Annotated in this window: 19 protein-coding genes, 1 pseudogene and 1 riboswitch; of the genes and pseudogenes, 2 read left to right on the plus strand and 18 right to left on the minus strand. The window is 32.9% G+C overall.

The window, feature by feature from the left end; genetic code table 11:
• Positions 1-12: 12 nt before the first annotated feature.
• The 14 genes and pseudogenes from cobM to FHK87_RS05525 form a co-directional block, all read right to left on the minus strand.
• Complete coding sequence (cobM, locus tag FHK87_RS05455; protein ID WP_140591076.1) at positions 13-1854, minus strand: precorrin-4 C(11)-methyltransferase; 1842 nt, start codon at positions 1852-1854, stop codon at positions 13-15.
• The gene (cbiE, locus tag FHK87_RS05460; RefSeq protein ID WP_140591079.1) at positions 1855-3054 is read right to left on the minus strand and encodes a precorrin-6y C5,15-methyltransferase (decarboxylating) subunit CbiE; all 1200 of its coding nucleotides are present in this window, start codon (positions 3052-3054) and stop codon (positions 1855-1857) included.
• Complete coding sequence (gene bluB, locus FHK87_RS05465) at positions 3055-3696, minus strand: 5,6-dimethylbenzimidazole synthase (RefSeq protein WP_140591082.1); 642 nt, start codon at positions 3694-3696, stop codon at positions 3055-3057.
• 1 nt (position 3697) lies between these two features.
• On the minus strand, positions 3698-5074 hold the full coding sequence (gene cobJ, locus FHK87_RS05470; protein WP_140591085.1) for a precorrin-3B C(17)-methyltransferase: 1377 nt from the start codon (positions 5072-5074) through the stop codon (positions 3698-3700).
• Positions 5065-5781 carry a precorrin-2 C(20)-methyltransferase gene (gene cobI, locus FHK87_RS05475; protein WP_140591089.1) on the minus strand — a complete coding sequence of 239 codons (717 nt, stop codon included), beginning with the start codon at positions 5779-5781 and terminating at the stop codon, positions 5065-5067. Before cobI ends, cobJ begins: the two co-directional genes overlap by 10 nt.
• Positions 5778-6716 carry a sirohydrochlorin chelatase gene (locus FHK87_RS05480; RefSeq protein ID WP_140591094.1) on the minus strand — a complete coding sequence of 313 codons (939 nt, stop codon included), beginning with the start codon at positions 6714-6716 and terminating at the stop codon, positions 5778-5780. The genes cobI and FHK87_RS05480 overlap by 4 nt, the downstream gene beginning before the upstream one ends.
• Positions 6717-6722: 6 nt before the next feature.
• A pseudogene (gene cobA, locus FHK87_RS26095) lies at positions 6723-7459 on the minus strand (uroporphyrinogen-III C-methyltransferase).
• Positions 7459-8271 (minus strand): NAD(P)-binding domain-containing protein, encoded by an 813-nt coding sequence (locus FHK87_RS05495; protein WP_140591106.1) that lies wholly within the window; start codon positions 8269-8271, stop codon positions 7459-7461. The pseudogene cobA and the gene FHK87_RS05495 overlap by 1 nt, the downstream one beginning before the upstream one ends.
• A complete protein-coding gene (locus FHK87_RS05500; RefSeq protein ID WP_140591109.1) occupies positions 8258-9082 on the minus strand; it encodes a (2Fe-2S) ferredoxin domain-containing protein in 825 nt (274 codons plus the stop codon). The genes FHK87_RS05495 and FHK87_RS05500 overlap by 14 nt, the downstream gene beginning before the upstream one ends.
• 130 nt (positions 9083-9212) lie before the next feature.
• Positions 9213-9405, minus strand: a riboswitch (cobalamin riboswitch).
• Between the two features lie 3 nt (positions 9406-9408).
• Positions 9409-9936 (minus strand): AAA family ATPase, encoded by a 528-nt coding sequence (locus FHK87_RS05505; RefSeq protein WP_140591112.1) that lies wholly within the window; start codon positions 9934-9936, stop codon positions 9409-9411.
• Positions 9929-10864, minus strand: a complete 936-nt coding sequence (gene cbiB / locus FHK87_RS05510; RefSeq protein WP_140591116.1) for an adenosylcobinamide-phosphate synthase CbiB — start codon at positions 10862-10864, stop codon at positions 9929-9931. The genes FHK87_RS05505 and cbiB overlap by 8 nt, the downstream gene beginning before the upstream one ends.
• Positions 10846-11868: a pyridoxal phosphate-dependent aminotransferase gene (locus FHK87_RS05515; RefSeq protein ID WP_140591119.1), complete on the minus strand. Its 1023-nt coding sequence runs from the start codon at positions 11866-11868 to the stop codon at positions 10846-10848. Before FHK87_RS05515 ends, cbiB begins: the two co-directional genes overlap by 19 nt.
• Positions 11865-13334, minus strand: coding sequence for a cobyric acid synthase (locus FHK87_RS05520; RefSeq protein WP_140591123.1), 1470 nt, complete (start codon positions 13332-13334; stop codon positions 11865-11867). The genes FHK87_RS05515 and FHK87_RS05520 overlap by 4 nt, the downstream gene beginning before the upstream one ends.
• 184 nt (positions 13335-13518) lie before the next feature.
• On the minus strand, positions 13519-15738 hold the full coding sequence (locus FHK87_RS05525) for a TonB-dependent receptor (protein WP_140591126.1): 2220 nt from the start codon (positions 15736-15738) through the stop codon (positions 13519-13521).
• A gap of 772 nt (positions 15739-16510) precedes the next feature.
• Between FHK87_RS05525 and FHK87_RS05530 the strand changes: the two genes are divergently transcribed.
• The gene (locus FHK87_RS05530) at positions 16511-16885 is read left to right on the plus strand and encodes a hypothetical protein (RefSeq protein WP_140591128.1); all 375 of its coding nucleotides are present in this window, start codon (positions 16511-16513) and stop codon (positions 16883-16885) included.
• Between the two features lie 206 nt (positions 16886-17091).
• Positions 17092-18630 (plus strand): amidohydrolase family protein, encoded by a 1539-nt coding sequence (locus tag FHK87_RS05535; protein ID WP_226294106.1) that lies wholly within the window; start codon positions 17092-17094, stop codon positions 18628-18630.
• Positions 18631-19500: 870 nt separating this feature from the next.
• On the opposite strand, the gene FHK87_RS05540 is transcribed toward FHK87_RS05535, so the two are convergent.
• The 4 genes from FHK87_RS05540 to FHK87_RS05555 all read right to left on the minus strand — a co-directional run bounded on the left by FHK87_RS05540 (position 19501) and on the right by FHK87_RS05555 (position 24331).
• Entirely contained in the window at positions 19501-20499 is a 999-nt protein-coding gene (locus tag FHK87_RS05540; RefSeq protein WP_140591133.1) for a LacI family DNA-binding transcriptional regulator, read from the minus strand.
• 48 nt (positions 20500-20547) lie between these two features.
• Positions 20548-21555 carry a class 1 fructose-bisphosphatase gene (gene fbp, locus FHK87_RS05545; protein WP_140591135.1) on the minus strand — a complete coding sequence of 336 codons (1008 nt, stop codon included), beginning with the start codon at positions 21553-21555 and terminating at the stop codon, positions 20548-20550.
• 68 nt (positions 21556-21623) lie between these two features.
• Complete coding sequence (locus FHK87_RS05550) at positions 21624-23270, minus strand: dihydroxyacetone kinase subunit DhaK (protein WP_140591137.1); 1647 nt, start codon at positions 23268-23270, stop codon at positions 21624-21626.
• A gap of 179 nt (positions 23271-23449) precedes the next feature.
• Complete coding sequence (locus FHK87_RS05555) at positions 23450-24331, minus strand: helix-turn-helix domain-containing protein (protein WP_140591139.1); 882 nt, start codon at positions 24329-24331, stop codon at positions 23450-23452.
• Positions 24332-24432: the final 101 nt, after the last annotated feature.

Genomic DNA, 24432 nt, shown 5'->3' on the forward strand with positions numbered 1-24432 from the left:
TCTTATTATGTATTATTCTGTAACTACAAATTTCTTATTCGTTCTAAAAATATGTTTCCATTCTGGACTGTATAATTGAGAACGATTTTTACGAGCGCCAATCGCACGCCCTACCACAATCAGTACGGTTCTTGTTTTCTTACTTTTCTTTACAATTGCTGCAAGATTTTCTAATTTTCCTTGAAAAATCTCTTCATCCTTCCATGAGATTCTATATATTACAGCTACGGGTGTATCAGGGTCAAAATGTTCTAATAATTGCGCTTCTACTTTTTTAGCAATTCCAGCACTTAAAAAGATACACATCGTAGCATTGGTAGCTGCAAAAGCCGAAATACTTTCTTTAGAAGGCATTGGTGTTTTGCCTTCTCCACGGGTTAATACAATAGACTGCACCACTTCTGGAATCGTAAATTCTGATTTTAATACCGCTGCCGCTGCACTAAAAGCAGAAATTCCCGGAATTATAAAATAATCCATCCCTAATTCATCAAAAATGGTCATTTGTTCCTGAATAGCACCATATAGAGATGGATCTCCTGATTGTAAACGCACAATCGAATTTCCTTTTTTATACTGTTCTTGCATGATAGTTACCTGCTCTTCCAAAGTCATCATTGCAGAGTTCCTAACGATTGCACCTGGTTTACACCAACCGGTCATTTCTTCAGGGACTAAACTACCTGCGTATAATACACAATCAGCTTCTTGTAGGTATTCTTTTCCTTTTACGGTTATTAGTGCTGAATCACCTGGGCCCGCACCAATAATGGCAACTGCAGTTCTACGTTCTGCCTTGATATCAACAGCTACAGAAAAAGTGAATTTCTGACCATTTTCTAAATGATTTTTTTGTTTTTCAACCCATACATTTTTATTTCCAGAAAGTAGCATCGCTGTAGATTCTGAAACGCCACTGACTCCAATTTTAGATAATACCACTTCACTTGGGTTTGGTATGGTAATCGTATTGATTTCGTCGCGGGTAAATGTGCTAAAAGGAATCCTGTTTTTTGAGCTGAAGTCTAAATACGCTTGTTGTTTTGCCTTAATATCTATGGAACCAAAGTTTTTAATGGCTTCAACATGAATATTTCTACGTTGCAGTTCTTCTTTTAACGTGACTTCAAAAAGCTCAGAATCTAACTCTTTGGAACATCCTGAACCTATAGAAAGTACTTTTGGGATATAAAATAAGCTTGGAATTGTTGGTTTATACACTTTGTAACTTACAGCAATGCATAATTCAAATTTTGTATAATCAATATCTGTTTCACTATAAAAAATAGTCACAAAATCAGGAACTGTTTTTTCTAAATATTGTGTCCCTTTGTCTTTAATATCTAACAATACCGCTGTAGGTCTATTATTCACAAACAAAGCCATTGTTTTGTTCATAGATAAAGAACTTTCTACTTGCCAATCAAATTGAGTACCCAGAGTGTCTAATGCCCATATATTTTGTACATCACTGGATGTAGATAGTATAGGATTTGCTCCTAAAATAGAGGCTATTTTTAATGCAAAATCATTTGCACCTCCTTTATGCCCGCTCAACACTGATTGTACATTCATCCCTAAATCATCTACAGAGACTACTGCTGGGTCACTATTTTTATCTTGAATATAAGGTGCTATTAGTCGTACACAAATTCCTAAAGCAGTAACAAAACAAATACCATCTAACTTTATAAAGTTTGTCTTTAGATAGTCTGAAATAGATGCGATAGTTGATACATTTTCATCATTTGATTGCAATGTTGTAATGACCAATGATTTTGGAAATTCTTTCTGAATAATAAGGGCTTTTTCAAGACCTTTCTCGGTAACTGCTATGATCGCTATTTTTTTCATTTATCGTTTTTCTGCTGTGTGAATGCTAATTGTATTATGTTCATTTAACTGTATAGTATCGGTACTAATCGTATAGTTTAGCTTTGTAAGTGCTGAAATGAATATCTTACTACTGCTTACTTTTACTGCATTGATTACGAATCGTGCTTTTGGATTGAGTTGATAAACGATTTGTATTAATTCTTGTAAGCGACCTCCATGTCCACCAATAAATACTACATCTGGGATAGGATAATTTTTTAAGTCGAGATTAAAGAAATCATCAATGACAATTTCAATCCCTGGTGTTGCTATGCGCTCTGTATTTTTTTGAATAATCGTGCTACATTCAACTCGTTTTTCAAAAGCCACTATTTTTAAATGCGGAAACTGCTGCTTTGCTTCGATAGCTACAGAACCCGTGCAAGAACCTATATCCCAAAAAACACCTTTATCTCGTAATGCTAACGAACTAATCGTACTTAAACGAATCGGCATTTTGGTAATCATATTTGTTCGATTCTCTAAAGGAATAAAAGCAGTATCAGGAATACCAAATGGTTTTTCTTTAGGTCTTATTTGTTTTAACAATACACAATTTAAGGTATGATGTGTTTTGGTGGCACAAGTCGATACATCGAGTTCTTCAATATGCTCATTATCTCCGTCTAAGGTTTCACCAACAATTATTGTATAGTTATCAAAACCATATTGCAACATACGTTTTGCTATTGCTGCCGGAGTTTTTTTGTTATCTGTTAACACACCTATCAATTCACATCTATTGATTAATGCTTCATCTAAAGCTGACCAATCTCTACCATGAACCGATATTGCTGTTAAGTTATTATAATTGGTTTGTGTTTTATGGCAGAGTAACTGTATGCTATTGAAATAAGGAAATGCTGTTAATTTTACATCAGGTAGCAAACGTTGCAAGGTATTTCCGAAACCATAGAAAAAAGGATCTCCAGACGCAAAAACAACAATAGAAACATCAAAAGTCTTGTATTGTTGAACCAATACATCCATTTTTCCTGAAATTTCAATCCAACTATGATTTTTAGGCAAATATGATTTCACCAATTCATAATGACGTTTTCCACCAGAAAAAACTGTAGATTTTTCAATTAATGACAAAATTTCGTCACTCCATTTTGGGGTAGGATGGTTACTAATTCCAATTAAATAAAAGTCAATATGTGTATCCTCTTGCTTCATTTATTGGTAATATTCTTTAATAACTACATCATTTATCTGCTTGCGTTTTTCCCATTGTAAACGTTCTAATTCTGGATTTTCATAAAACTTATCTACGTGTCCTAAACATAAATAACCGATGAGCTGTCTATCTTCGGGAGCATTTAAGATGCTTTTAATTTTATTAGGATCTAAAATGCTCACCCAACCTAAACCTACGTGTAATGCTCTTGCCATTAACCACATATTTTGAATTGCGCAAACCACAGAATATACGCCTGCTTCTTTCATGGTAGTTTGTCCTAAAACAGGATGTTCACTGGGTTTGTAAAAAACAGCGATATTTAAAGCCGATTCTGTAATACCTTCTAATTTTAATTGAGTGTATGCATCTGCTTTTTTTTCTTTAAAAAGCCGTTTTGCTTTTTCATTTTCTTCAAAAAAGCTTTCTTTAATTCTGTTTCTAATCGCCATATCTTTGATAACCACAAATTCCCAAGGTTGTGAAAAACCAACAGAAGGTGCGTTTACTCCAGCAAATAGAATTTTATCTATATCCTTTTGAGAAACAGGTGTGTTTATAAATCGATTTCCTCTCACATCTCTACGTGCAAGGATGATCTGCTCCAAAGTTTCTATATGTTCTGAAGTAAATTTGCTCATCTCAAGATGTAAAGTAGTTTAAAGCTTCGGGTAGCGTAAAAACAGCATTTACAATCGCTGCAGCAACGTTGCTACCTCCTCTGTTTCCTTCTATTATTACCCAATCTGTATTATTAATTTGTGATAATTGTTCTTTTGCCTCTAAAACATTTACAAAACCAACAGGTACACCTACAACGCCGACAGGTCTAAACGTGGTATTTTCTCTTAGCTGTTCTACAATTTCAAATAAAGCAGTAGGTGCATTTCCAACAACGTATAGAGCATTCGGATACTTTTTAATGGCTTCTCTAATACCTGCTTGAGAACGCGTAATATTTGCTGATTTCGCTAATAATTGGACATCTTCATCATTTAATAAACAATGAATCTGATTTCCGTATGCTGCTGTGAAAGCTTTGGTGATTCCAGCTTTGACCATAGTAACATCGGTAACAATTTCTCCTCCATTTTTAAGGTGATCATGCCATTTTTCAATCGCTTCAGGTGTTGCCACATACTGATTAAAATCTTCTAATATTCCTGTGGTATGAATCACTCTTGTTATTGCCCATTTATCTGCAATAGAAAAAGGTAAATTGGTAAGATGTTGAGTAACTATTCTAAAACTCTCTTGTTGAATTTCTTTCCCTGTATTAGGTTTTCTATTGAGATATCCTCTAGGCGTTACCAAATAGTTTTTAAAACGATAGGTTTGAGAATTCCCTATCATCACCAGGCAAAACATATCGACATCTTCAGGATTGAATTCCCCCAAAGTAGTAATCTTAAGTTCTTCTTCTGGTCGGGTTACGTGTCTTATAATGGCAACAGGGGTATCAGGAGAACGCTCTTCTAAAAATATTTTTTGTAATCTACCTAATTGCCAATGTCTTTTTTTACTCTTCGGGTTATATAAACTTGTTACAAAATCTCCTATTGCAGCTGCCTTAATTCGTTGCTCTATTTTGTTCCAAGGTGTCATTAAATCTGACAACGAAATACAACAAAAATCGTGACCTAAAGGTGCCCCTAATTTACTTCCTGCAGCTAAAAAAGCAGAAACACCTGGTAATGTTTCTAATTCTATAGCATCGTGGTCTTCTTTAGAAACTACTTCATAAACAATAGCAGCCATTGCATAAATACTTGCATCACCAGAACCAATAACTACCACATATTTACCTTCATTCGCTTTTTCAATTGCCTTATGTGCTCTTGCTTCTTCCTTACCCAAGGGCATTGAAATGAGTTCTGCATCTTCTCTAAAAAGCGATTCTCCAAATTGAAAATAATAATCGTAACCAATAACCACATCTGCTCTCTGCAAAGCATTTTTGACTACAGGTAACATATAATCGATATCTCCAGGTCCCAAGCCCGCAACGGTTATTTGCATTGATTGATTTTTTTAATAATGAGTAAAGAAAAATAAGGGATCTCTCTTTGGTTAGCTTTTGCCCAATTGTTGGTGATAAACTGTTTGTCGGTCCCTAAGCGTTCTGCATAAGTAATACTATGTATTTTTGGGTCAATTATGGCAGTAATACTATCCATAACCGATTTTATTTTCATCAATATCACTGTATCAAAATTCAGTATCGCTTCTTGTAATTCTGCTGCACTTTGAATGCGCGGAATGATGGTAATTTTCTCATTCTGTAAACACAAAGGTATTCCACTTTCTGAAGCCAAATGTGAATACGAAGTAATACCTGGAATTAAGTCTACCGATAGTTCATGCGCTTTTATTTTTTTTAATAGATAAGAAAAAGAACTGAAGGTGCTGATATCTCCTTCGCTAACAATAACTACAGACAAACCTTTATGATAATCTTCTACTATTTGTTGAAATGTAGTTTCGTAAATGGTGTTTGCTTGGACCCTTTCTACATCCATTTTTAAGTAGAAACCGTTGAGTTTTTCTATGTCTAAATCGTATTGTTGTAAAATAGATAATGAATAGCTGGATTTTCTACCATTTTTAAATAATGACCCCGGATAATAGATTTTATCAGCTTGCCGCAGGGTTTTTAAACCTTTTAGTGTAATTAAATCGGCATCACCCGGTCCTAAGGAAACTCCATATATTTGCCCTAATGTCATATTCCTAACATCTTTTTAATTTTGTTTCCTAATCCGTTTTGATTTTCATTAGGTTTCTCATCTTCTTCAAATAAAATCCCTTTCACATTTAGATGATGCCCCATTTGTTCTTTCCCTTGATATTCCTCAAAACCAATCACTTGTTTTCTGTATTTACATAACTGACAGTTCATATTTGCTATTCCATTTTGGGCTTCGTGCAAACGCTCATCAAAGGCTTGTAAAATCAATTCATCCGCTCCAAATGGATCGGTATACACATATTCTAAATCAGAATTAGCATTCATTTCAGAAACATGGTTATAGATTCGTTCTAATAAAACGCCTGTAAAAAAGAAAAAAGGAATGACAATAGTCCGTTTAAAACCTAACTTTTCTACTAACTGCAAGCCTTCATCAATTTTGGGATAAGCAGTTCCACTATAGGCAGTAGTTGCAAAGCCAAATCCCATTCCGTCCCAAAGCATGCGAGTTAATTTGGCAACATCGCTATTGGCATCTGGATCTGTAGTTCCTCTACCAACCACTACCAAACATGTATCTTTTCTATCTACTTTTGGCAAGTTTTTTTCGGTTTCCTCAATACGTTTTACTGATAAATCCAGTAAAAAAGAACTTACACCAATATGTTTTCCCATAGAAATGGTTAAATCATCATGATACGTTTGCAGCGTATTTAATTCGTAAGGAATGTCGTTTTTGGCATGAGAACCTGCAAATAAAATAACAGGCAAAGCATAAATTTTACGGATCCCATTTGCATACATACGTTCTACCGCTGCTTCGTATGTAGGATGATTAAATTCTAAAAAACCATAATCGACTTCATAGGCATCTTGATAACGTTCTTTAAGAATGCTCACCAATCGTTTAAATGATTTTACGCCTGCTTCTCTTCGCGTACCATGTCCACATAATAAAATTCCCTGCTTCATTTAATATTAGTTTTTAGATTCAATAGGTATTGCACCAATAATAAAAACTACTGGCATTTGTACATTGCTGTTGGTTATTTTTTCTTCTATGTTTCCTAAGTTTCCCGTAACCATGGTTTGTTCTTTTCTTGAAACGCTTGAAATCGCATTTACAGGAATAGTTTCATCTTCACATACTTCTAATAATTTAGGAACAATTTTATGCAAGCTTTTCAAGCCCATATAAATAGAAATTGTATTTCCTGCTTTTAACATATGAGCAATACCATTTAACTGTTCATATGAATAATCTGCAGTATGTGCGGTACATATCAACATAGCATTTGATCGGTTACGTTCTGTAATAGGAATATTACAAATATTAGCCGCTGCAAGGGCTGCCGAAATCCCCGGCACAACCTCAAAAGGAATGTTTTTTCGGTCAGATATCGAGCTTCTTCAGCCGCTCTACCGTATATATAAGGATCGCCCGACTTTAGGCGTACCACTTTTTTTCCTTCAAAATAATAATGTTCTAATAGTTGGTTTATTTTCTGTTGACGTTCCCATTGATTAGAAGTATCCCCGTATTTGCGTCCAACATATATTTTTTCTGCGTCACTATTTATGATCATTATGTTATCAGAAACCAGATTATCATGCAGAATTACATCTGCATTCTGAATATGTCTATGCGCTTTTACAGTTAATAAATCTGGGTCTCCAGGACCAGCTCCTACAACAGCTACTGAATAATGCTTCATTAAATTAATTTTAAAGGATCCGGATATATATATGAGTATCCTAATACATTTTTGCTCTTTGTATTAGCAATAATTTTATAAGCAATTTTGTCCTGTTTTTTAAAAGTAGGAGGCGTCAAACTGATCTTGAGAGCAGCCTGCATGTAAAAATCTTTACGTAACGGATGATGATCTGCACAACCATTAATAATTTCTCCCCAGACATTTTTTTTCAAAATAGCATTAATCAAACCTATGCAATCATCTCTATGAATAACATTAATTGGTGCATCACCATTCAATACTTCTTTTTTATTCGCAAGAAATCGACCTGGTAAGCGATCGTATCCAATTAACCCACATAATCTTAAGGTCGTTAAACGATCTCCTAATTCATCTTGCAGTAATTTCTCTACTATGGCAACGGCCTTACCTGATTCTTTTTCGGGTTCAATTTGTAGCGTTTCTGAAACTTCATTATTCGTATTTTGATATACCGAAGTAGAGCTCACAAAAATCACTTTTTGTGTTTTAGAAATGTATGGAAGTACACTTTGCACTTGTTTTTGATATACTTCTATGATATTGGGGATACGTTTTGGCGGAAAATTAATAATGAGCACATCGCTATTTTCTAAAAAATCTTTGTAGATCTGATCTTTTGTTTCACCTAATGTGAAAAGAAAAGGAATAATCCCTTCTTCCTGAAAGGTTTCAATTTTACTTTCGGTAGTAGTAGACCCCTTTACTGAAATTCCTTTTGAAAGAAAATCTAATGCCAAAGGATATCCTAACCATCCACAGCCCAATATACTTATCCTATTGTAATTCATGCTCTTCTATTCTAATGTGTTTAGAATCCATAGACAAGTATATGTTCAGGATATGCTCCCAGGTATGGGTATCTTCTTCTTTTATCCATAGAGTAGCTAAATGCTCTCCTTTTTTATTTTTAAGCCGTAATGCTTTGGTAAATGTCGCGCTGTTTTTCAGCCAGATTACTTCTGCAACGCTTACTTTTCGATTTGCAATCTCATCCGAAATATCTTTTGGGATACTAGCAATTGTTAGTGACAAGTTGATTTCATTTCCATCAACATGTACCATATATTCATCAGTATAATCGACTGTATGTGCTGTTTTTATTTCAACAATTGTATCATTTTGCTGTACAGCTATGGGACGGGGTTCTTTAAATAAAACTTGAAACAACGGATATAAATGTTGATCTGAAGCAAAAGCTCTGGCTATCAGAACTTCTCCATGCTCTATATCAGTTTTATGCTTGAAAGTTGGACGAACAGCGGCTTTTTCTTTGTTGGTTAGCAATGATGTCCAGCCGTCTTTATATAACAGATACTCTTCTACAGGTTTATTGTCTTGTGTATGAGATTTTACAATAGAAATTGCTTTTTCAGGAGTGACCTCTTTGTACCAAAAATTATCTGGCTGTACAATCCATGTAGGTGCATCCTCACATCTACCATTACATCTTGTTTTTATGGTATGTGTATTGTCCCAAAGTCCTTGATTACGTAAATAAGCTCTTGCTTCTCGTACTGCAATTTCACTTTTCGCTTTTCGACAAGAACCCCCATCACAAAACTGAAAAGTTGTAGATACTTTTGGTATATTTTTTCCCATTGCCTAGATCGTAAATTAAAAATGGGAAAAGTTGTAGAAAGAAAAAATAGCATTCGGGGTTAAGCCCAAAGGTCAAACAAAGACATATAGTCCATCTATTTTTTATAACTAACCCTTTACCCGAGAGTTAATAATAACAAATAATATGGCAGGTCTCCTGACTTACGCATTACTACTTCCTTCCCATCCGCATTAGGCAGACAGTGGTTATCTAGCAGTAATGTTTTTTATTGCGTATTACAGTTGCGGGAACAGTTTTGGAATCTCACCAAATTCCCTTTTAATCTTTTATTTCTAAAAGAACCATAAAATCAGAAACGAATATACTAAATAATAATAGATTGAATAAATTCTATACGCTTTGTTAAGGTTGTTTTAGGTAGTATTTCTATTTTAAAATCTAATGCAGTATAAACTTGTAAAAGGTTATTATGAATCTCTATGGCATCTTTAGAGGATTGTAACCTTTGAGGATCACCAACGTAAATCTCTTCCCAAAAAGGAGCTAAAAACACTGTGTTATTATAATATTCTTTGAAGGGAAAATTCAATAAATAATCTGGGATTACTTCAGATTTTGTTTGTAAGTATGCAATGGTATCTGGCAATCCACGATCTACAAAGGTGTTTTTGTGAATGGGGATATGCAGTTCTTCAACAGTTTGTTGATACACCAGATTAGTAAAACCAAAAAGATCTTCCCAAGGTGTTTTATTACTTTGCTGTTGTTGTTGCTGAATGATGATTTGTCTTGAAATTTCGGAAAAACAAGCATGCCCTTTTTTTTGCAATATATCGATAAGGCTGGTTTTTCCTGTCCCGGGAGCTCCTGTAATAATAATTCTCTTACACATTATATAAACAATAGTAGATAACAGCAATCAAGAGTACAAAAGTACATGTTACTTTTTGATTGACACTGGCCACTGTTTTTATTTCATCATTGTTCAAAATCCTATCATTGGTTCCTATAAAAGGTTTATTAATTAATTTTCCGTGATAGTAATTAGGGCCTCCGAATTTACAATCTAAAATAGCAGCCAATGCAGCTTCGGGATATCCCGCATTTGGACTTGAATGCTGCTTACCATATTTCAATACAAATGGAATTTTATGAATTTTTGCAGTCACTATAAGCATCAATAACGCAGTCAATCTAGCAGGAATATAATTTGCTACATCATCTAACCTAGCCGCAAACTTCCCAAAGTTGATATAGCGTTCATTTTTATATCCAATCATAGAATCCAGCGTATTGATCATTTTATACCCCATCGCTCCTCCTACTCCAAATAATGCATAATAAAATAAAGGGGCTATTACACCATCACTTAGATTTTCAGACATAGTTTCAAAAACTGCCCTCTTAATTTGTTGTTCATCTAATTGATCTGTTTCCCTACCTACAATCCAGGATAATCGTTTTCTACCTTGATCTAATCCTTTTTCTAAAGCTGTAAAAACAGCCTTACCTTCATCAATTAAGCTTTTATTAGCTAAGCTGTAGAATACAAAAACTGTTGTAAAACTATAATACAAAATAGGATATGGCGTCAATAACCGTGGTATAACATAAAAAAATAGCATAGTTATAGTCACAAGTGTGATCGTGAGCAAAGCTCCTTTTATACATCTAAACGATTCTTCATTCATTCTTTTTTCTCCATAAGAAATACTATTTCCAAATAATCGTATGGGGTGTGGTAGATTTCTTGGATCTCCAAAAGTCAAATCAAGCAGGTAACCCAACAACAATGGAATGACTACTGGTAAATACTCCATGCTTTTAATGCATTGATTAACAACTCATTTTTTTGCGGATCCTGGCTGGCAATTCTTATGTAATGTTGATTTAATCCTTTAAAATTTGAAGCATCTCTAATTAATAATTGATGTGTATTTGCTAAATAATCTTTGAGTTTGGACGCATCAGGCATATTTAATTTGACCAAAAAATAATTGGTTTGAGAAGGAATCACCCTAAATCCATCTAATGCATCAATTTCTTTTTGCAAGGATTTGCAATACGTAAGCAGCACAGCCATATCAGGAAATATTCTCTCATAATTCTCAAAAATATACTTCCCCGCTTCAATCGCTAAAGTATTTACATTCCAGGGCATTTTGTATTGTTGTAGTTTTTTTCTACTTACAGCATTACATAAAATATACCCTAATCGCAACCCTGGTATAGAAAACAACTTGGTAAGTGATTTTATAATAATAATGTTATCAAATTCATCAAGTAAAGAAACGCAAGAACCCACCTGAAACGTAAAATCAATATAAGCCTCATCAATTACGAAGGTAGTCTTAGGGAATTCTATTACTAATTTTCTTATTTCAGGCAAAGAATTAGAGAAACCATCTGGATTATTAGGGTTGCATATAAATGCCAAATCTTCTTTAAAATCATTGAAAACAACATCTTGTCGATTATAATATGTTATCTGCATTTTATGACGTTCACAAGCATCTTCATATTCAGAAAATGTTGGGATTCCGATACTTGCTTTCTTACCAAAAAAAAGATTACTAATTATATAAAAAGCTTCTGTCGCTCCGTTGGTAACCAAAATGTTTTCAGTTTTCAATTGATGATGACTTGCTATTTTTTCTACTAGTTCATCAGCATTTGGATCAGGATAGTTTGTAATCTCAGATAATTGTTTTTGAAGATATTGCAACAGTTCTTTCGAAGTCTTTTGATACCATACATTTGAGCTAAAATTAGCCTTAAAATCTATATCATATTGATATCTGTCATCACCGTGCCCGTAGATCATGATAATAGTTGCATTTCTGAAACCATGGCATCTATATCTAGATGTTCTTCTAACAGATCGGCTAGCTTATCATAGTTTTCTTCTTTATAAGCTTTATAATCAAAAGTTGTATTTCTTTTTGCTACAGAAAAACTACTTAAAAGATCTTCAATTACGACAGGGTTATCCAAAATACCATGAATATAAGTTCCCCAGCAATTTTCTGCTAAATATCCTTCATTAACCTCTCCTATTGTATTTAAAGGAGCTTCTTTTTTAGTAGTAGTTTCTCCCATGTGAATTTCATAACCGCTACAAATTTCAGGGTATTCTTTGAAAGTGAAGCTGCACTGAACCGTTGTTTTTGTTACAGTTAGCTTTGTAGAAATAGGTAAGATGCCAAGACCTGGTATGGTCTTGATTTTAGTTTCTACACTCAAAGGATCTTCTACATACATTCCCAGCATTTGATACCCACCACAAATTCCAATGATCTTTTTACCAGTTTGGTATGCCTCAAGAATAATTTTTGCGATACCTTTTTGTCGAAGAAATAGCAAATCTTGGATTGTATTTTTACTTCCTGGTATAATGATAATATCAGCATTTCTTATATTTTTAGGATCATCAGCATAATACAAATGAGTTCTGGGATCTTTTTCTAAAACATTGAAATCCGTATAATTAGAGATATAAGGGAGTAGTATAACTGCTATATTGATTTTCCCTTCTGATGAGGTCATATTTTTTTGTAACAATGCTACAGAGTCTTCTTCTTCTATATATATATCTTTTGCATAAGGTACGATTCCTAATACAGGCATTCCTGTTAATTTTTCTAAAATCGTTTTTCCTTCCTCAAATAAAGAAACATCTCCTCTAAATTTATTGATAATGATTCCTTTTATCAATTCTTTTTCCCAAGGTTCTAGTAATGCTATAGATCCATAAACACTTGCAAAAACCCCACCTTTATCAATATCAGCTATCAAGTAAACATCGGCATTAGCGACTTTGGCCATCCTCATATTTACAATGTCTCTATGTTTTAAATTAAGTTCGCTAATGCTTCCTGCTCCTTCCAAAACGATGGGATTATATTGTTCCTGAAGCCTTGAAAATGCAGTAATTGCTTCTTCAAATAAATGCTTTTTATTATCTCCTAAAAAATATTCTTTTATCGTTTGATCTCCAATAGGCTTACCATGTAAAACCACTTGTGATTTATTGGTCCCAGAAGGTTTTAATAAAATAGGGTTCATGTCTGTAGAACAATCTATTTTACACGCTTCAGCTTGTACCGCTTGGGCTCTCCCTATTTCTAGTCCATCAGGAGTAACAAAGCTATTAAGCGACATATTTTGCGCTTTAAAAGGTGCCGGAGTATATCCTTTTCGTTTTAACAATCTACAGACACCAGTCACGATAATGCTTTTTCCAACATCTGATCCTGTACCCACAAACATAATGGGGCTTAATTTTTTCATTCTTAGAGACTACTATTTTATCAAATCAAAATTATATAAATAATTCGGTTTTGATTGAAGACATTAAAAATGTTATCGACTTTTTGTATACTTAATATTAAGTAAGAATCTCAAAAGTAAGCTTAGGGGATGTATTAAACTCTCGCAAAATAAACTGCATTATGTCTTTGGAACATAATCCTTATCAAAAATTATACTGTACTGTAGTTCTTAAAAAGAAAGGCGTTCCCGGAGTAAAATGGATTTCTTCAACAGATTCAGGTTCTCCTGATAAACGTGATTCTGTAGCAAATTGAGTTTCGTTCCAATCCTGATCAAATAGGTTTTGTATTTGAATCCCTAGACTGATTTTTCCCAATTTATACCCTACGTTCATATCTGTGATAGTATATCCTTCTGCCACAATGCTATTATCTTCATTAGCAGGACGATCATTTAAATGTCGGACATTGACGCTTCCGAAAAAGCCTGACTTGTGTAGAATATTAACACCTCCCATTAACGTAAAATCTGCTGCTAGTGGAATGTAATCTGCGTCTGAAGGTTCGTCAATAGATCTAGCATGTGTATAATTTGCATCAAGATTGCAAAACATCCAAGGGAAAACCTGATATCTATAACTAAAATCAATTCCTTGACGTCTGGTTTCTCCACTAGGTTCTACAATCCCAGCATCTCCTACGTATACAAACTCTTGTTCTAAATGTAAATACCAATACGCAAGATTAAAAAGCATTTTGGAAGTAGGTTTCCAAACAAATCCTATATCACTCCCAAGAGCTGATGGCAATATAGTTTTGCCTTCTCTAGCAACTACGACTCTTGTATCATTAGAATGAAAACCTTTTCCGGCTTTGATATACATTTGTAATTCGTTGGATACATTATAAAAAACATTAAGTTTAGGACTAACGATAGCCTCTGTCTCCTCTTGGGTTTGATAAACTCCCAACAGTGCATCGTTATATTGAAAATCAAAATAATCTACACGGATAGAGGGGTTAAATGTCCACTTATTGAATTTAATGTTTGCTCCTAGATAAGCTCCAAAATTCGTCTCATTAATATCTCCAAACTGAATCTGTTCTAAAGTTTCGATTCTATTACGTGAACGAGATAATTCATTATCCTTACTTTGATCATTTCTAAGAGAAATCCCTGCCTGCCAAGTTCCCTCAAGCTTATGGACAGAAAAGGCTTTTTGGTATTCACTATTCAGTCCAAAAATTGTTCTACCTTCTTTTTGCCTTATTTGATCACCATTAATAGGATCTTCTAATAGGAAAGTAAAGTTTGAATAGAGTTCAAAATCATATTCACTCCAATAAACACTATTCTTCAAAGTTGATTTTCTGTCAATAATTTTATCATAGTTGACTAAAAAATTAATTCTTGATGTATTACCTCCTTCTGTATCGTCAATAGCACCAAATCTTGAAATCAAACCGCTATCGACAGCTCGTTGCGGTATTTGCCCTGATGCATCCCATTTACTGTCGAAATTAGAGATGATAACACCGAGTTTATCACTTTTAGTAACAAAACCCGTATACTTCCCAAAGATATTAGTCCGATTAAAGTTTTGTGGACTGTCAAAAAAACTATCCGTAGACAAATATTCTGATGCTATATAAGCATTGTGTTGTGCGGTATTTATAATATTAAACATTCCCAAAATGCGATATGTATCAAACTGTCCTGCTTCCAACTTAATCATACTAGTATCTAAATTTTCTTTGGTTTTAAAATCTACATAACCTGCAGTGGCAAAGTTACCTTTGTCTTCATAATAGCCCCCTTTTCCAAAATCTACTTTATCTATAGTTTCAGGAATTACAAAGTGTAAATCAGCATATCCTTGTCCATGAGCATGGGATACCATATTAACAGGCAATCCATCAACAGTTAGGTTAATATCAGTCCCATGATCAATATCGAAACCACGTAAAAAAATTTGTTCTGCTTTACCTCCTCCAGCATGTTGACCTATAAATAATCCAGGAACTTTTCTCAAAATATCCTGAGAAGAATCTACTGGATTGATTTGTGTATCTATATCTGTAATTAATTGAAGTGTATTAACCTCTGAAGCAATAATAACCTCATCCAAATTGATCGATTCTGGAAACAATACTATAGCTAAAGGTGAGTTCAGATCTTTAACTATCAATTCTTCACTTCGATAACCTAAACGTGAAAATTTTATAATATCACCAACTGAGACATTTTTTAAATTAAAACTTCCATAAGTATTCGTATGGGTATGTTCATTTGTCGTTTTGTTTAAGATGGTAGCTTCTTTTAGTACTTGTTGATTTTGATTTACTACACTTCCCAAAAGGGTCTGAGCATATAATGAACTATATAAGAATAAGAATAAAAGAGAAGAAAAAAATAATTTCATTGATGATTGTTTAGGGGCGAACTTAAAAGCTATTTATATGGTAATATTTTCTTTAGCAATTTCTTTTTCGATAGGGGTTAAAATTTTAAAAATGCCAAAGGTAGAAGCTTTTCATAAAACTTTTCTTAAATTCATGATAACTTAAATTATCTATTTAAAATTTCATAGTCCTACCAAAAATAAACTCTAAAAGAAACATTAAAAGCATGCTAACAGTGCTTGAAGTACCGTTCTGAAATGTTTTTGAAATTCAGACATCTATAAAAGCTCATTCTACATTATTAATAGCTTTATAAAGATTACAAAAGATACTCAAGTATAAAGAATTAAGTCAATTTAAAACAACTTCGCAAATTCAATAATCGAGAAATTTGATATAAGTCGATTAAGTTTATAAATACTCTTATTAACTACTATTTTTCAAAAACCAAAGTAACAATCAATAAGATAAATTTTCAGCATATTGCTTTTAAACTTTGTAGAAGATTCAGATTCTTCATGAAATAATATATTTCCTATAAATACTGTTGAAATGATAATTCCGTCAGGGTATTATATCATATTAATATAGATTTGTTTCGTATTGTAGTTAATTAGCTGACCGAGAACTTAGAAAAGAAATTAAAATCAGAAAACAAATTAGCAAATACATCGCTTTTATAGGATTGTTTTTATTGCGACCTGCTATCTTGGAAAAAACTCAATAAGCATTATATTTTGTAGCAATTAAAATTCTGTATAAAAAAGAACTTATTATAAATAAACTAGTTATATGCAAAAATTAATAATAGTAGTTATAATCATATTTTCAATAGTACAAGGAACAGCTCAAGAAAAAGGAACTATTGATTTATTAACTTCTGGAAAGTGGTATGCTGAATATTTTATTGTAGATGGACAAAAACTTGAATATGCTCTAGAAATTCAGAAAAAAACCTGGATTTTATTAGATCCTAAAGGAACCGTTGACTACATGATAAATGGAAGGATGACTAGAGGAAACTGGGAGTATAACAATGTAAATAATATTCTGAAAATTTTCAAAGGAAGTGAAATACAGGAGTATAAACTTATTACTATAACTGAAAAAAAAATGTTAGTTGAAGAACTTGGCGAAGAAAAATCAATTATTGGATGGAGAAAATAAGAATATATCAAAAGTTGAAATACACGAATCATTTTTAGGACCTAGCATAACTATTGAGACTAACTACTAAAAAACGACCAGTTTTTACAATTTTCTATCGTCAAAAATGATCTGAAAATTTAAACCTGAATTCAATTCTACAAATGAAGTAGTTTCTAACAAAACCATTTTCTAATTCAGATATGCGAAATAAACTATTAAAATTTTTGAAAATACTATTGGGGACTATTGTTTTCGTTTTTTTGGTAATACTATTAGGAATTTACTGGCCGATGCCAGAACTAAAACCACCAGCAAAGCATAACACAGTTATCATAAAATCCATAAATATTATTGATGTAAAATCTGGTAACATTTTAGAAAATAGAAATGTACTTATAAAAGAAAATAGAATTCAAAAGATCGATAGTTTAGAGATCTCTAATAAAGATTTTAATTCTTTAATAATCAATGGCCGTAATAAATATTTGATTCCTGGCTTATGGGATATGCATACGCATTCCAATCAACATTCAGAATGGTTACACCATCCGTTGTATATAGCAAACGGAGTGACTGGCGTTCGTGACATGTCAGGACAACTTAATAAGCGTGATAGCTACTGGGTTGGTAGTAAAGAACGTTTACAGTGGAACAAAGAACTCGAAGCAAATACAAGAGTAAGCCCCAGATATGTGCTACAAAGCAGTTATCAAATGGATGGTGCATCTGCAATACCATCTGGGTTTCCAGACTTTTTTAAACTAGAAAATCCATCGGATGTAAATGCATTGTTACAGTTTTATAAAAATGAGCAGGTAGACTTTATTAAAATATATCAACAAATACCTCCAAAATCATACAAACAACTGGCGTATTCCACGCCAAAATACGGATTACATTTCGCTGGTCATAAACCAATGTTTGTAAGTCTTGAAGAGGCTATTTTATTAGGGCAAAGAAGTTTTGAGCATGGACGCATTTTTATGTTTGAATCTTTTCCGGGAGCAGATAGCTTAAGAACTTCTATAAACTGGAAAAGTTTTTACAGTAAGTCCAAAAAATCAATGGTTAAAGATTTCGATACTCAAACCGCAAAAAAGTTGATGAAATTAATGCAAAAACATAATGCATATTGGGTTCCAACACTTCAAACCTTAAAATTTGAGGCCAATGCCCATGATACGTCATTTATTGAGAATCCGAATCTTAAATACATTACAAGCATTCGAAAAAATTTATGGTGGGGGTTTGATGTAAAAAACAATGCAAAGAAAAATCTATCGGAAGAGCATAAGGGATTAAACACTAATTTCTATGATTTATCTAGAAAACAGGTTGAAATGGCTAATACCATTGGTGTACCTATAATGACAGGAACAGACGTTACAGATTCCTATATTTTTGCAGGGTTTAGCATACATGACGAATTAAAAGATTTAACCAATAGTGGGTTATCTAATTTAGAAGCATTGCAAAGCTCTACTATTATTTCCGCTAAGTTTGCAGAGATGGATAAAGACTATGGAAGTATTGAAGAAGGGAAAGTTGCAGATTTGGTTATTTTAAATAATAATCCACTAGCAAAAATCACGAACTCAAGAGCGATAAATGGTGTTCTTATTAATAGTGTTTATTATGATAAAGATAAAATAAAGGAACTTAAGGACTTTACTGAATCAATTTCTTCTAAATTTCATATGAATATCAAAGTTCTCTATAGTTTTTTAAACAGTCCACTTATTAGAGTACAGTTTGCAGATTAGCACATCTAATATTATATTTTAATTGTGATATTAGTAAACCTATATACGATAATGATAGATATCCATACTATTAATTATCATGGTTATAGATCTAAAGCTCATATTAGAGTTTTCTCAATAGAAAGAATGAAAAATTTTTATATTTCTGATTTTAAAGTTTTAGATAGTCATACTACTCTCTCTGTTGTGAACATCGTTTATTTGATAACCTTTCCTTTTAGTATAAGGAGATCCAGGTAATACAAATCCCAGTGCAAACAATAGAAGAACATTTAGAAATCAAATATCTTCTTGAACGTTATCTTATCAATCTTCGCAAACTGCTTTTTGAAAGAATCTATATATAATTTTTTATTTATGAGATTTTTTTGGCTTGAAGTGAAAATATAAAAACCATAATTTGCCAATAAAATAGATTTAATGCCGAATTATATTATAAATCATTTGGTGATTTTTTTAGTAGACACAAAGACAACTAAAAACAATTTGTACAAAACTATCCTACTTATCGAAGAAATTGTCTTTATAAATGAATGATCTTGTTAGTTGAAATTTACAAGCAATCCAAAAGAGTCCATAAAACACTAAAACAAAAAAGCCAGACAAAATTGTCTAGCTTAAGTGAAAAACGTTCTGTTTTAGTAGCGGAAAAGATTGAAATACCTAACCATCCTATTCATTATTTATTTGAAATAGAGGTATTTACAAAAACTTATTCTACAGTATTAATTCAATCCTGAAATATATACTGTTCGGGGTGTTTTCTATACTTTCAATACATTTGACAGCATTTTCCAATATTTAGATACAAATTGACAAGTGTTTTTGACTTCTTATTATTTCAATAATGGTACAACTAAATCTATGGTTTTATGTTAGGTCAACATCAATGATTTTAGTACAAAAATCACTTATTAAATTTCCACTCTTAATTCTATCCAATAGTAGCCTAGCGGATTCTTTGCCGATTTCTTTTGGATTCTGATTTATAACAATAAGGGAGGAGTTATATTTAGATTGAAGGTCATTACAAAACCCCGTAATAGAAACTTCTTTATCTGTTTTTTTTAATTTATTAATTGATAATGTAGCGTGTAAAACACTTTTTTCATTTAGCCCAAAAACACCATCAATACTAGAATCATCTCTTAAGGCATTCTCAAGTTTTTGTCTAAGAATATTAGACTTTTCAGCAAGTATTATACTGGATTTAACAGTTGCTTTATGTTTATCAATTGCTTGTTCAAAACCTTTTTTTCTTAACTTTAAATGATGCAAATTATTTGTTTTAGAAGTCATTACGATATGTCTGCATTTTCTATGTTTTATAAGATATTCTGTGGCATCTAAAGCAGCTTGAAAATTATCCGTTATAACTTTATCACAATATATCTCATCGCAGACCCTATCAAATAATATTAAAGGGATTCTATTGTTAATTAAAGAATTTATATGTCGATACTCCTTTTTTTGTTCAGCTTCTTTAGAAACACAAACAATTAATCCGTCTACAAAGCCACTTGACATTATAGATATATTTTTAATTTCCTTTTCTAAATAATCATTTGATATAGAAGCTATTAATTTATATCCTTTTTCATCTAAATATTTTTCAATCCCAACAAATACTTTAGCATAGAATGGATTTGTAATGTTTGGAATAATCAACCCAATTGTCTTCGTACTTCCTTTTCTAAAGCTGGAAGCTAAAATGTTTGGGCTATAATTACTTTCTTTTGCATATGCTGAAATTTTTTTTCTTGTTTTACTACTAATTTCGGGGCTATTTGCAAGAGCTTTTGATACAGTTGATACTGATACATTTAAATCCTTTGCAATTGTAGATAATGTGGTTTTGTTTGGTGTCATTTTACTAAAGCTTTAACTAATTAAATGTATTTTCTATTTCTTAAAATACTATTGACAAGTTGTAATATATTCTTCTAGTTTTTTAACCATATTTTTACTCCCACAAAAAAATGGAACTCTTTGGTGCAATTCAGTGGGCTTGATATCTAAAATTCTACTTTGACCGTCACTTGCTTTTCCTCCTGCCTGTTCAGCTATATACGCCATAGGATTACACTCATATAATAACCGTAATTTCCCATCATTGGCAATCTCACTATTTGGATACATATAAATTCCACCCTTGATCATATTTCTATGAAAATCTGATACTAACGAGCCGATATACCTCGAACTGTAAGGGCGATTTCCTTCTTCTTTTTGGCAATATTTGATATATTGTTTTACACCATTCGGAAAATGAACATAATTACCTTCATTAACAGAATAAATGCTACCATCTTCCGGAAATTTCATATTCGGATGAGAAAGGTAGAATGAACCAATGGCAGGATTAAGTGTAAACCCATTAACACCATCACCTGTAGAATAAACAATCATAGTCGATGTTCCATAAATAATATATCCTGCAGCAACTTGGTCCTTTCCGGGTTGTAAAAAATCCTTTAGCTGAACTGGACTACCTAAAGGGCTTATTCTTCTATAAATTGAAAAAATAGTCCCCACAGAAACATTAACATCGATGTTTGATGAGCCGTCTAGTGGATCTATTAAAACAACATATTTATTTTGGTTCTTTTTGTCATCACTGTTTAATATCACAAAATCTTCTTCTTCCTCAGAGGCGATACCACACACTATTTCTCTGTTGTCCAGAGCCTGTATAAATTTTTCATTTGCAAATACATCAAGCTTTTGCTGTTTCTCACCTTGAATATTAGTCTCTCCATAAGCGCCCAAAATATCAACCAAACCAGCTTTATTAACTTCGTGATTTACCACCTTAGCCGCTAAGCGAATTCCATTAATAAGACTAGATAATTCTCCCGTAGAAAATGGAAAGGCCAATTGATTTTTTATGATGAATTCACCAAGTGTTCTCGTATTTTTAATCATTTTATTGCTTAATAGAACGGAGAACTTTTCACTACAACTAACTAATAAAAAGTCCTCCAGAGAAAAGATTAATGTTTGTATTTAAGTTTTAAAGCAATTGATTCGAATAATATCGCAATAGCTTCGGCTCCAGGATCGACTACATCTTTCAGACTTTCAGATCTTAAATAAGAAGAACGTCCGGATTCAGCTTTTTCCATTTTTGCGGTAGAATTAGCACCTTCTCGAGCTGCTAAAGCTGCTGCTTCCAAATCCATATCTTTCAATTTTTCAACAGCAGGTAGTAACGCATCTATCATAGTTCTAGACCCTAACTTTGCACCACCATATTTCATCATCATTTTTACACCTGATTTTAGAGCTACGTCCAAATCGTTTCCTTTAGAAACACAAGCCCCAGCATTTGTTAGCATAATTGATGATAGCACACCACTAGAGCCGCCCATATGACTAGCAAGTAACTCACCAATAGCAACGAGTAAATCTCCAGTATCGTTAAGCGGTAAACTTTTAGAATTTAATAAATCAATGATTCCATTTGCCCCAGCAGCAAAAGTGCTACCTGTATCTCCATCTCCTATTTGTTTGTCCAAATTATTTAAATGCTCTTCTGCATTTATTAAAGAAGCACAAATAGTTTGAAGGTAATCTTCTACTTTAGGATTCATACTTGGCTCAAAAGTCTTCCTTAACTGTAAATAGCTGATATCAAATATTTTTGGCTCTAAAGGTTTGATAACACCTGGCCACGATTTAGGTTCTACGGGGGCCAATAGCATTTCTTTATTTTCTTCTGTTAGCTTCATTAAAGAGAAACTAAACCCATACATATTTAATGAAGTCATTAAAAGAGCTGGACCTATTATAAACTCAATTTGGTCTTTGTATCGAGATGTAAGAACTTCATTTGCAATTATTGACATTTCTAAAGGCGTTACCGCACCAAGGTTATTAATCAAAAGAGCATAGTTTTCTTCAGGTTTTGTTTCTGCAAATAGTCGTGAAAGTACCATAGCAACTGCCTCTTTGCCGCCTTTAAAATCTACTTTTTCTAAACCTGGCTCACCGTGAATTCCTAAACCTAATTCTGCTGGAGCATCTGTAACTGTCAATTCTTTACCAGGCAATGTACAAGTGGAAATAGCTAAACCTAGAGAGAAGCTATTTTGAGCTGTTTCCTCTGCTTTTTGTTTTATTTCTTCTAACGACGATCCTTTTTCAGACAGATAACCTGCAATTTTGTGCACAAAGAGCGTACCTGCAATACCTCTTGGTTGTGGAGCATCAGCTATGGCTATATCGTCTTGAACAACTACCATTTCTACTTTTTTGCCCATTTTCTTTGCTCTTTCAGCTGCTAAACCAAAGTTCAATCTGTCGCCCGTATAGTTTTTTACAATTAATAAACAACCAGCATCGCCAGTAACGTGTAAAATACAAGCTAAAACTGCTTCCACACTAGGTGAAGCGAAAACCTCTCCAGAGATAGCAGCAGTTAACATACCTTTGCCTATAAAGCCGAGGTGTGCGGGTTCGTGACCTGCACCACCTCCTGAAATTATTGCTACTTTAGATTTATCCCAGTCACCTCTAACAACAAATTTTCTCGACGGAAAGCCATCTGCACGAGTTAGATTTTGAGTTCCTGTTAGGCGCAGTTCACCGTCTATGGCTTCTGTCACTACTTGTTTAGATTCATTAAAAAATCGTTTCATAATTTTTTCTTTTTTACGTTAATTTTAGGGTATAAATACCCTGGCCGACTATTTTCGGCATTTAACTTTGTTCTTAAATATTTGTGATTTTGGTTCTTATTCCTTGTAGAAAAAGGGCTTTAGATGGGTAGTGATAATTTGGTTACTTTTCCATAATGTTACTTTAAAAATGTTATTGATCAGGTAGGTACTTGTTGTCTAAATTTTAGAGGCGAGGTTTTATAATTCTCTTGAAAAAGACGACAGAAATGGGAGGTATTGTTAAAACCTGAGTCATAACAAATTTCATTTATATTTTTATTCGTGGTAATTAAAAGATGGGAGGCATATTCTAGTCTTTTTGTTCTTAACCAATGGGCTGGCGAATCTTTGTACCTCTTCTTAAATTCTCGTTTAAACTGAGATAAACTTAAATTAGATAAGTGAGCTAAATGGTCAACATTCAAACTGGTATACATATTCGTTTGAATTACTTCATCAATATGAGACTTTTCTTCTACCAAACATTCTTTTAAGAAGCTCATAAAGTAACTACGCTCTTGACCAGACACCAGTAACAGAAGTAATTCTTCAAACTTGTGAAAGATTAGTTCATTCACGGGAGGAGATGTTGTAAGTTCAAAATATGGTAAGACAGAATTGATATAAGCATCCATCCATTTATCCATAAAAAATTGATAAGCGCCTAAAGACTTGACATCAAATAACTCGGATGGTGATATCATCCGTTTATTTTTATTCATAAAGTCTTTTAAAAAATCATCAGTCAAAAGACCTAACATACATTCTAGCTGATCTCCGTGTTTTAGTTTTTCACAAACTATAATAGACCCTTTCTTAACGAAAATGGCTTCTCCAGCTTCCAGTTTATAAAAGTAATTTGGAGTAGCCACCCCAAGATTACCTCTTAGAACAAACATTAGCATATGATCTTTAATAAAAATCCTATCTCTTTCTTTTGATTCCGCAATTGAATACTGTATTAGAAACTGATTATTTGTCTCTAACACCCTATACTCATCGGCTTTTTCAAAATAAGTTTTAAGTTCTTTATTAATCATATTCAGTATTCTGTAGGGTATAAAAATAGTTATTAATACCTATAAAAAATGTTCTATTTGGCTCAAAAAATGTGTATTATGAATTAATGATGTATTAATTA

It is taken from the genome of Aquimarina algicola, from assembly GCF_006443095.1.
GTDB lineage: Bacteria > Bacteroidota > Bacteroidia > Flavobacteriales > Flavobacteriaceae > Aquimarina > Aquimarina algicola.